The sequence below is a fragment of the Halorubrum sp. F4 genome, assembly GCF_027257195.1.
Taxonomy (GTDB): domain Archaea; phylum Halobacteriota; class Halobacteria; order Halobacteriales; family Haloferacaceae; genus Halorubrum.
On sequence record NZ_JAPDFS010000026.1, the window covers coordinates 1 to 8,492 of the forward strand.

Consider the following 8,492-nt stretch of genomic DNA (forward strand, 5'->3'; position numbering starts at 1 on the left):
TGCCGCTGTAAACATGATCTCGACAATATCCTCCCACCCCTCATTGCCGCTGTAAACACGGATGGTGTGTGACCTCAAGTTGAAGCCGAGGTTGAAGATAGAGATTGACGCAGAAACGAACTTAAACCACCGATATTATGGGAAACATTACGAGAAGACACGAGACAGTTCATGTCTTCGACGCCAAAATAATATGGCGTCTCAGTATGCCAAAAGTGTGGTACGGTAGGAAACAGCAAGATATGTAATAAAGCTACTGGTTAGCGAACAAGAGATAGGAAGAGATAGGTGGTCGTTCTGCCGAGTATCGCGAATTTTATGCCGTTTAAAGACGTCTACCGAATGTTTACAGCGGCAATGAGGGGTGCGAGTCGTAGTTGACAGAACGTGCTTAGGGAGAGGATTTACAGCGCCAACAAGGAGTGTCAGCACCTGCGTGGTTTGGTCGTTGTCTTGGCAGTCGTCGCTCCTATCGGATTGCTAAACGAAGCAACAATTCCAGTAGTTGGCTAATTAACGCCGTGAATCTCAAATCTCGCACCACCTGTTGAACCTTCTATAGCCGTAATCTCCCATCCATGTGCACTGACGATCTCGGACACGCCGGATACAGCAGTGAACGTCTACCACCGCCAGCGACTCTGTATCAGTCAATGTCGTCGCTTTCACTGTCTTGATCGTCTGTCCTCGCCGCTGGCAGTAGTACTGTGAGGCGTGGGATCGCTCGAAGAACGTGCTGTCGAGTGCGGCGTGGCCAGATTGCGGGTGTTGCTGCGCAGAAACGCGCAGCAACGCCCGCCAGATGTGCATTTCGTACCGATCAAACGAGTGGTAGAACGTGGTTGGATCGGGTGGAGCATCCGAGCTGATTCCAAGTCGGTCACACACGTCCGGCATGAGGCTGAGCCGATCTACGAGTTCGGCGTAGCTGTGGCCCTCTTCCTTCCGAATACAGTGTGCGACGATGTGAGCCTCGCGGGCAAGCCCGCCCGAGTCGGGCTTGCCCGCTCGATTCCCCAACGCTTGTTTAGCTACACGTAGTGCTGTCTCAACGAGGTCGAGTAACGCGACGCCCATAATCGCCTTCTCGACCTCATTTCCTCAAACCGTTATGGAAGGATCCCGTCGCTGTCTTCCATTTTCAATAGAGCACGACGGAAGGGAATCAAGCAGACATCTACACACTGCTCGCCAACTGGAACACGTCAATGGCGAACGCGCTGGAGCAAAGTGGCGACCGCTTTCGCGACGCGTTCTGGGACAATCTTGAAGAGACGATCGAACTCGTCGATGCTGCCGCCCTCGTCGAAGACGAGCCGGATTGGGAGTTTCTACAAGACTGCGCCGAGGCCTATCCACCCGCGGAAGGCGACCATCACTGTACGGTGCTGATCGCGAATGTCCTCGGGCGGTGCGTCATTCGGACCCACATCCGCCACGACGCGGACGCGATTCCGGCATGGGCACTCGACTACCTTGGACGGATCACGATGGAGGATGACAAAGACGCTGCGTGGGAAGAGTCGGGTGCGTTTGGCTGGGGGATCGGCCACGAAGAGGTGGCCGTCGCGGATCGCACGCTTACCCGCGCCGAAGCCGATGACGAGTACTGGGCCGCATCAGTCCTCAAACACGCCATCTACGCCGATGGCCGCGCCGCGATTGACCTCTATGAGCGCATTCTCCAGTCCCCCGATACGATGGAGGATCTCCACCATATCGAGGGGATGCAGCGTATCCTCAACGAGCCGTTTCCACGAACGCCTCGGTATTGGGAGCCAACCGACGAACTTGACCCGCCGGGCCCACTCTCCGATGACGCTATCGAGCACCTCCTTCGGGTGCTCGGCGAGAACATCCATCCGAGGCGACTCCAACAGTTCGACGACATGATCCAGTTCGACCTTGAGTGGGCGGCCACTGAGTATGGTGAACGGGATTCAGCGTGAGCGACGGTAGCTTCGCGGCCATGAGATTGATCGTACTCACTCTAGCGACTCTACAGTGTATCTCTCGGCGGTGCTGAGTGCCGAATGGATCTCGGAGTACGTCGGTACCTGCGTGTCAGCGATCTCTGCGAGATCGGCACGCAACGGATCGACAGGTTGCTCACGGTATGAAGTAAAGGTGATGACCTTGTCAATTGCTTTCTCGGCCGCCTTTCGCACTCGGCCATCGTCGTCGACAATCGCCTCGCACAGCAGATCCCAAAAGGTCTCTCGGTACTCGTCGGGGAGGAGTGTCAACTTTAGCTGGAAGAATTACGGTAGAATTACTGTAAACAGGTTCAGTCTGCGAGTTTACGATGTAGAAGACCGGCTAACTCGGCTTCTGAGAGAGTTTCTGGATCACGCGCAGCATCAGCTGCAAAGTCGATCGCTTCGGCAACACTCTCTAGATTGTGAGTTACTACAAATTCGGCAAGCTTAGCGGCTGTTTCATCCGAAATCGTGACCGTCGTGTATCCGTCTGGTGGCATAGATCATTGTCTTGATTGTATTACCGTAAAATTACCGTACTTTAAGGTTGACACCCTTCTCGTCGGGGATGTGTGGCACGTAGAGTTGGCGCAGAAATCGGACGACTGAGAGTCGCTGGTAGCCATCATCAGCGTAATAGTACTGGGTAAACTCGTCGACACTACTTACGAACAGGTGCGCTCGCTCAGCCGTCTCCGCTTCTCGCACCTCCTCAATGGCAGCGTTCACGCGATCCGGATCGCCCGATGTGATTGCTTCTGCGAATTCGGCTTTGCTGGAGTGCATCAAACGCCTCAATCACACAATAGTGAGAAACGACAAAAATGTATCAATGCACCATTCTGAGAGACGACTGCGAAACGGGGAGAAGAACTAACCGCTATTGCGATGGATTTCCTGTATGACCGCCTACACGCTTCGCGTCGAACTCGCGCCGAATCCGCCGATATTTGAGCCCGATGAGGACGAGAAAGTCTGGTGCGATATTGAAGTTGACAAGACTCACACACTGGTGGAGCTACACGAGGCAATCTTCGACGCATTCGACCGCTGGGACGCCCATATGTACGAGTTTATGATCTATGATTCGGATGGGATTGCTACCCGTAGCTATGCAATGCCGGAACAGTACGAGGGTGGGCCCAGCTGGCCAGCGATGGACTCCGAGCAAATCGAACGTGCTATCTCGCAAGTCGGTGCCGAGGATGAGCCCGAAGCAGCCAAAGAGCGGTTCCGTGACCTCCGTCTGAATCCACCCGAGGAGGGTAACGCCGGCGAAACGACCATCGGCGAACTGAATCCAGAGGAATTGAAGTGGATCCACTACCAGTTCGACTTCGGCGACAACTGGGAACACATCATCACAGTCGAAGAGTCACGCGAGGGGTCACTTGATGGCGATCCCCAGGTAGTCGAGAAACACGGCCCGATCCCCCCACAATACCATGATCCTGCCGAGTAATCCACCCACTCTCTGATCGAACACCGTCCCTTGGATGCACAGAAAACCGGGCCTTCTTTGTCTCGTGGAAGAGTCAGAGTGTATAGTGACTGCGGGCGATATTGGAGACTCGCACGAACTCTCCCGACGGGCACGAGAGTATGCCAACGAGGTTGTCTTCGGTGATGAGTGGCCATTGACCCCAGACCACGTCAACCTCTCTCGTGTGGCCTTCGAGACCAGCGCCCGAATGACGCGCCAACACGGGGTCTGTTCGTCGGACGGACGCGGCAACTGTACGATTCGCCTGTCCGAGCAGACCGCCGACAGGGCAGGATTTGAAGCTCTGCGGGAGACGATTCGCCACGAACTCGTTCATGTCTACCAACATCAAACGTCCAGCGTTGACACCGGACACGGTGACTCATTCAAGCAGTGGGTAGAACCGTTGGATCTCTCTGGGCGGTGCAGCACCCATTACGAGAAACAGCCTGCCGACTACAAGTACCGATTCTACTGTGTCGACGGATGTGGATTCATTGGCGGTCGCCATCGCTGGAGTACCGCTGTCGCCCGAGCAATTGAGGGCACCCAAGTCTGTGGTACCTGTGACGCTCAGCTTCGCATCGAAGGCCCCGACGGCGTTCTCAATGAGGTACCAGAATGGCGAGACGACACCTTGTTCAACGAAGATGACCTCCAGTATCGGTTCTACTGTGAGAACTGTGGACTTATCGGTGGCCGGAGACAGATGTGCAAGACTGTTCGCCGGGTTGTCTACGGTGCCACCATCTGTGAACACTGTGGGTCGTTGGAGATCGAAACGCGTGATGAGAGCGGGAACGTCATCACGCCTGACGACCTCTAACACACCTGTAGACGGATCAGCAACTACTGATATCACTTTGTTCTGGCTGGTGGATGAACGTAGCGTCGTAAATATCGAGAATTGACTCTGCTTCAACCTCTATCGCATTGTATCTACGGTGAGACTGGAGTCGTCATGACGAGTCTAACTCGTCAGATTCTTTCGCTGCTGGATGATGCTCTTTCGCCTCATTAACCTTGAGCGCTACTGTTCCATAGGCTCGGAAGTTCCCAATCCAAATCCTCAATCCGACGAGGGTGACGACTACACCAAGCACGGCCACGACGACTGTCATGAGGAAGCTATCTGCCATCCAAGCCAAGAACAGAAACGTGAGGCCTTGTAGAACTAAAACTGAACTGACAAGAACAACGATTCTCACCATGTCTTTCTGGATGTCAAGCAGGCCAAGGTCGATATCCGCTAAGGTTTCATCGTCAGACATCGTTTCTCGGGTAGTTCGCTCAGTAGCAGTGAAAAGGCTCGGATCGACGACCCAGAGGGTGTCATAGAACAGTTCACATACCCGCCGTATAGCGATCTATATCAAGAGTAGCTCCAATTTCCGACGCTATCCTTCGAATTTAACTAGACAAACGCTCTCTCACGGCACCCATGACAACCGTTCTATGACACCTTCTATCTCCAGCAAAACCAAGTATCCTGCCAACCGTAGGTACATTCAGATGCGTCTCTCATTTGATGATGGAACACTTCTACTTGAAGATGCTCCTAAGGATATTCCGTATGCTGAATGGGACGATCGTGTTGAGAAATATCGAGCACGGGCACAGCACTATCGTGAAATCCACGACTGGGCAACCGAACCTGACGGTCAAGCCACTCTCAAAAAAGCTACAGCAGTTGTAGCTGAATTTGCGGATGATGCCCGCTCCTATTCTGAGTTTCATCTTACACCATCTGTCGCCATTGAACCACGCGAGTACCAACAGGAAGCTCTCTCAGCATGGCGTGACAACGAGCGTCGTGGGAGCGTCATTCTCCCAACGGGAAGTGGGAAGACGTTTCTCGCCGTCCAAGCCATCGCTGACGCTGGTGTGAGTACGCTCATTGTTGTTCCAACTATCGACCTGATGAACCAGTGGCACGCCACACTCACCAACGCATTCGGTGACCAACTCCCAGACGGTGTCGGTGTCCTCGGTGGAGGAAGCCACAACGTGACGAATATTACGGTGACAACCTACGATTCTGCCTACCGTTACATCAACGAGTACGGCGATCAGTTCGGACTGCTTGTCGTCGACGAGGTGCATCATCTGCCAGCCCCGACCTACCAGCAAATACCTGAGATGACTATTGCTCCATATCGACTCGGATTGACGGCAACGTACGAGCGTGCTGATGGGGCACATGAAGAATTGGAAGATCTCCTCGGAACGGTCGTCTACAGAGAGGAGGTTGACGAGCTTGCTGGCGAGTACCTTAGCGAGTACGAGACAATTCACCTCCAAGTTGAACTCACCGAGGAAGAACGGACAGAGTACGACGAAGAGTACCAGATCTACCGTGACTACGTGGATACCCACGATTTCGACCTCTGGAAAGAAAGCGGATATCAGGAATTTCTCAAACGAACATCGTACGACCCACAGGGACGACGTGCCCTGATCGCTAAGCAACGAGCCGAGAAAATCGCCCGTACTGCGGGAAAGAAATCCGATACGCTCGATAACCTCCTGAAACGGCATTACGACGACCGCACCATCATCTTCACCGCCAACAACAGGTTCGCATACGAGCTCTCGAAAGAGTTCGTCGTTCCGTGTATCACTCACCAGACCGAGACCGAGGAGCGGACCGAGATTCTAGATCGGTTCCGGACGGGAGAATATTCGATGCTTGCCACCTCACAAGTGCTTGATGAGGGGATCGATGTCCCCGCAGCGAACGTGGGAATTATTCTCTCTGGGAGTGCCTCAAAACGGCAGTATGCACAACGACTGGGACGGATTCTCCGCCCGACAGATGACCGACAACCAGCTCGACTTTACGAAATCATTGCTGAGGACACCATGGAAACCTACGTCTCTGAACAGCGTCGGCAGGGGGTGAGTTCAAGTGCTGACAGCTAATCTCGCACGCTCACGTACGTATGAGAAGACCATCTCTCCGTCGTTCATCGACCCTGACGAGCAACAATACCGAGATACCGCCAAAGAACTCATTCAGATCTTTGAAGAGCATCTCGGCGAATCGAAGGGCGAACTGGAAGACACGATTGACCAGCTCACCATCGCAGATACAGACTACAAAATCGTCCAAGGATTAGCGAAACTGCTGAAAGATGAGTGTGAGTTCGAGACGGCCGCTTCAATCGCCCCACGAGAGATTCGACAAGCACTCTTCGAGAAGGCAAACGAGTCGTATCCGATTGTCCGACAGCCGACGCTCGGCGAGGATACTCAGAAGTTGGAGGTGTACAGTTCTGTCGCTGACCAGTTGGGAATTACCCTCGAAGAATGCTACCAGGGGATGTATGCGGACTTGGAAGAAAACAAGCGACTCGTTCGGTTCGGACACCACGCTTCCAATGAGTACGATGAGGAAGACGAATCGACCACTACGACACGACTGACGGGCGATAGCTCAGAATCCTATGCTGAGGATAGAATCACAGTTGACTGGCTTCTTACTCGGTACAACCTTGCTCTAGCACAGGCTGTGTTATACGATGCGACGGAGATGCGGGTACGTGTCTGGGACTCGTTTGCGACGGTCTTCAGCTACGTCAAACTCTTTGGGCTGATGCACCGTATCTACCCAATCGACAACAACGGCAATCGTGTAGCGAGTACTGATGTTGCAGACGGATACGAAGCTATCCTAGATGGAGCGGCGTCCCTCTTTTCAAAGTCACAGAAGTACGGGATACGAATGTCAAATTTTCTGCCTGCTCTCCCGTTGTGTGGCCGCTGGGAGATGGAAGCTGACATTCTCGACGATGAGAGTGGTTCTACAGGTCGGACGCTCTCGTTTGAGCTTGATCATACAGATGGTCTGTCCTCGCACTACTCTGCTCAGAGCGACTTTGATTCAGACGTGGAACGAACGCTTGCCCAGAAGTGGGAGCGATCAAATACCGACTGGGATCTCATCCGAGAAGATGACGTATTGGACTTAGGGGCGGAAGTGATGCTTCCTGATTTCGCTCTCCAACATCCAGATGGACGGCGAGTCATATTCGAGATCGTCGGGTTCTGGACGCCAGAGTATCTCACTGAGAAGTTGGAGAAGATACGAGATGCCGACCGTGACAATCTCATCGTCGCCGTTTCCGAGCGATTGGACTGCTCGTCTGACGACTTTGAGGGGCTACATGACCGTGTGTTGTGGTTCAAATCTGGGATTCACGTGTATGATGTCGTGGAGTTAGCTGAGAAGCACGCCGTTAAGACCTCTCTAGACCGGTGATTCTAGTCCACTAAGCGCTTTTACTGTACTCTCCCTTGGGGATTCATATCAGTTTGAGCGGTACCGCTCAGCCTCGATCGGGCCGTTGATTCGTCGTCTGTAGGCATCCCAAACCGTTGCCGACTGTAGCGCGAACCGGTATAGTCCTAGGTTTCTGGATAGCCTTGTTTATCCTAAAATCTAGGTATATAACCACCAGAAACGTGGTGCCCGGTGCTCTCACACCTTCGAGGAGGCCGATCCTTATGCCTCGAACCAGGGGTTACAGCGGTGAGATACTCATCGATAACGGGGTCATCGTCGAGACACAGCTCATTTCGTCTGTTCTGTATAGTGTATATCGCAATACGCAATCCGCGATCGGGATTTTCGGTTAGCCCACGTCAGAAATTGGCTGCTCGTGGCAGTGTGGCATCCACGGAACACATCTCGAAGTGTATGCCGTAGCGCCGCTATTCCTTGACTCCGTTCTCTTCCAAGTCTTCAATGCGTTCTTGGAGTTCTTGGGCTTCCATTTGTTCAATGCGTTCCATGCCTAGTGCGACGAGCAGCGGGTAGTAGTAGCGCGTCTTCTGCAGCGATCGGCCGAACTCCTCCTCGAACCCGAGATCAGCGTGCTTGTACGTGGTCGTCAGCTGTCGATCGAGGAATTCTGGGAGGTAAATACTCGTTGCGCTCCATGACTCCTTGACGTTCTTTACACGCATGGCGCTCATCTCGTTCTTTGCGTTCTCTTCGCTCTTTGCGTTCATCTCGTTCTTTGCGTTCT

Annotated in this window: 10 protein-coding genes and 2 pseudogenes; 5 read left to right on the top strand and 7 right to left on the bottom strand. The window is 53.4% G+C overall.

Annotation, left to right across the window (positions count from 1 at the left end; translation table 11 throughout):
• Positions 1-615: 615 nt before the first annotated feature.
• Positions 616-1,077 (bottom strand): annotated as a pseudogene (locus tag OKW78_RS16050) (IS5/IS1182 family transposase); the annotation flags it as partial.
• A gap of 131 nt (positions 1,078-1,208) precedes the next feature.
• Here OKW78_RS16050 and OKW78_RS16055 point away from each other — a divergent pair.
• Positions 1,209-1,949, top strand: coding sequence for a hypothetical protein (locus OKW78_RS16055; protein WP_281196068.1), 741 nt, complete (start codon positions 1,209-1,211; stop codon positions 1,947-1,949).
• A gap of 36 nt (positions 1,950-1,985) precedes the next feature.
• Here OKW78_RS16055 and OKW78_RS16060 read toward each other — a convergent pair whose 3' ends face one another.
• The 3 genes from OKW78_RS16060 to OKW78_RS16070 are packed head-to-tail and all read right to left on the bottom strand — an operon-like array spanning position 1,986 to position 2,765.
• Complete coding sequence (locus OKW78_RS16060; RefSeq protein ID WP_281196069.1) at positions 1,986-2,246, bottom strand: hypothetical protein; 261 nt, start codon at positions 2,244-2,246, stop codon at positions 1,986-1,988.
• A 41-nt stretch (positions 2,247-2,287) separates the two neighbouring features.
• On the bottom strand, positions 2,288-2,479 hold the full coding sequence (locus tag OKW78_RS16065) for a hypothetical protein (protein ID WP_281196070.1): 192 nt from the start codon (positions 2,477-2,479) through the stop codon (positions 2,288-2,290).
• A gap of 31 nt (positions 2,480-2,510) precedes the next feature.
• On the bottom strand, positions 2,511-2,765 hold the full coding sequence (locus tag OKW78_RS16070; RefSeq protein ID WP_281196071.1) for a hypothetical protein: 255 nt from the start codon (positions 2,763-2,765) through the stop codon (positions 2,511-2,513).
• 115 nt (positions 2,766-2,880) lie between these two features.
• On the opposite strand from OKW78_RS16070, the gene OKW78_RS16075 reads away from it, so the two are divergent.
• The gene (locus OKW78_RS16075; RefSeq protein ID WP_281196072.1) at positions 2,881-3,441 is read left to right on the top strand and encodes a hypothetical protein; all 561 of its coding nucleotides are present in this window, start codon (positions 2,881-2,883) and stop codon (positions 3,439-3,441) included.
• Positions 3,442-3,475: 34 nt separating this feature from the next.
• Positions 3,476-3,811 (top strand): annotated as a pseudogene (locus tag OKW78_RS17015) (SprT-like domain-containing protein); the annotation flags it as partial.
• 33 nt (positions 3,812-3,844) lie between these two features.
• On the opposite strand, the gene OKW78_RS16080 reads toward OKW78_RS17015, so the two are convergent.
• Positions 3,845-4,291 carry a hypothetical protein gene (locus OKW78_RS16080; protein WP_281196073.1) on the bottom strand — a complete coding sequence of 149 codons (447 nt, stop codon included), beginning with the start codon at positions 4,289-4,291 and terminating at the stop codon, positions 3,845-3,847.
• Positions 4,292-4,421: 130 nt separating this feature from the next.
• The gene (locus tag OKW78_RS16085; protein ID WP_281196074.1) at positions 4,422-4,733 is read right to left on the bottom strand and encodes a hypothetical protein; all 312 of its coding nucleotides are present in this window, start codon (positions 4,731-4,733) and stop codon (positions 4,422-4,424) included.
• A 241-nt stretch (positions 4,734-4,974) separates the two neighbouring features.
• On the opposite strand from OKW78_RS16085, the gene OKW78_RS16090 reads away from it, so the two are divergent.
• Together OKW78_RS16090 and OKW78_RS16095 are read left to right on the top strand one after the other, a co-directional pair.
• The gene (locus OKW78_RS16090; RefSeq protein WP_281196077.1) at positions 4,975-6,384 is read left to right on the top strand and encodes a DEAD/DEAH box helicase family protein; all 1,410 of its coding nucleotides are present in this window, start codon (positions 4,975-4,977) and stop codon (positions 6,382-6,384) included.
• Positions 6,371-7,723: a DUF790 family protein gene (locus tag OKW78_RS16095; RefSeq protein ID WP_281196075.1), complete on the top strand. Its 1,353-nt coding sequence runs from the start codon at positions 6,371-6,373 to the stop codon at positions 7,721-7,723. The genes OKW78_RS16090 and OKW78_RS16095 overlap by 14 nt, the downstream gene beginning before the upstream one ends.
• A gap of 452 nt (positions 7,724-8,175) precedes the next feature.
• On the opposite strand, the gene OKW78_RS16100 is transcribed toward OKW78_RS16095, so the two are convergent.
• Positions 8,176-8,492: hypothetical protein (locus tag OKW78_RS16100; RefSeq protein WP_281196076.1), on the bottom strand; the 317-nt coding region annotated here is incomplete at its 5' end.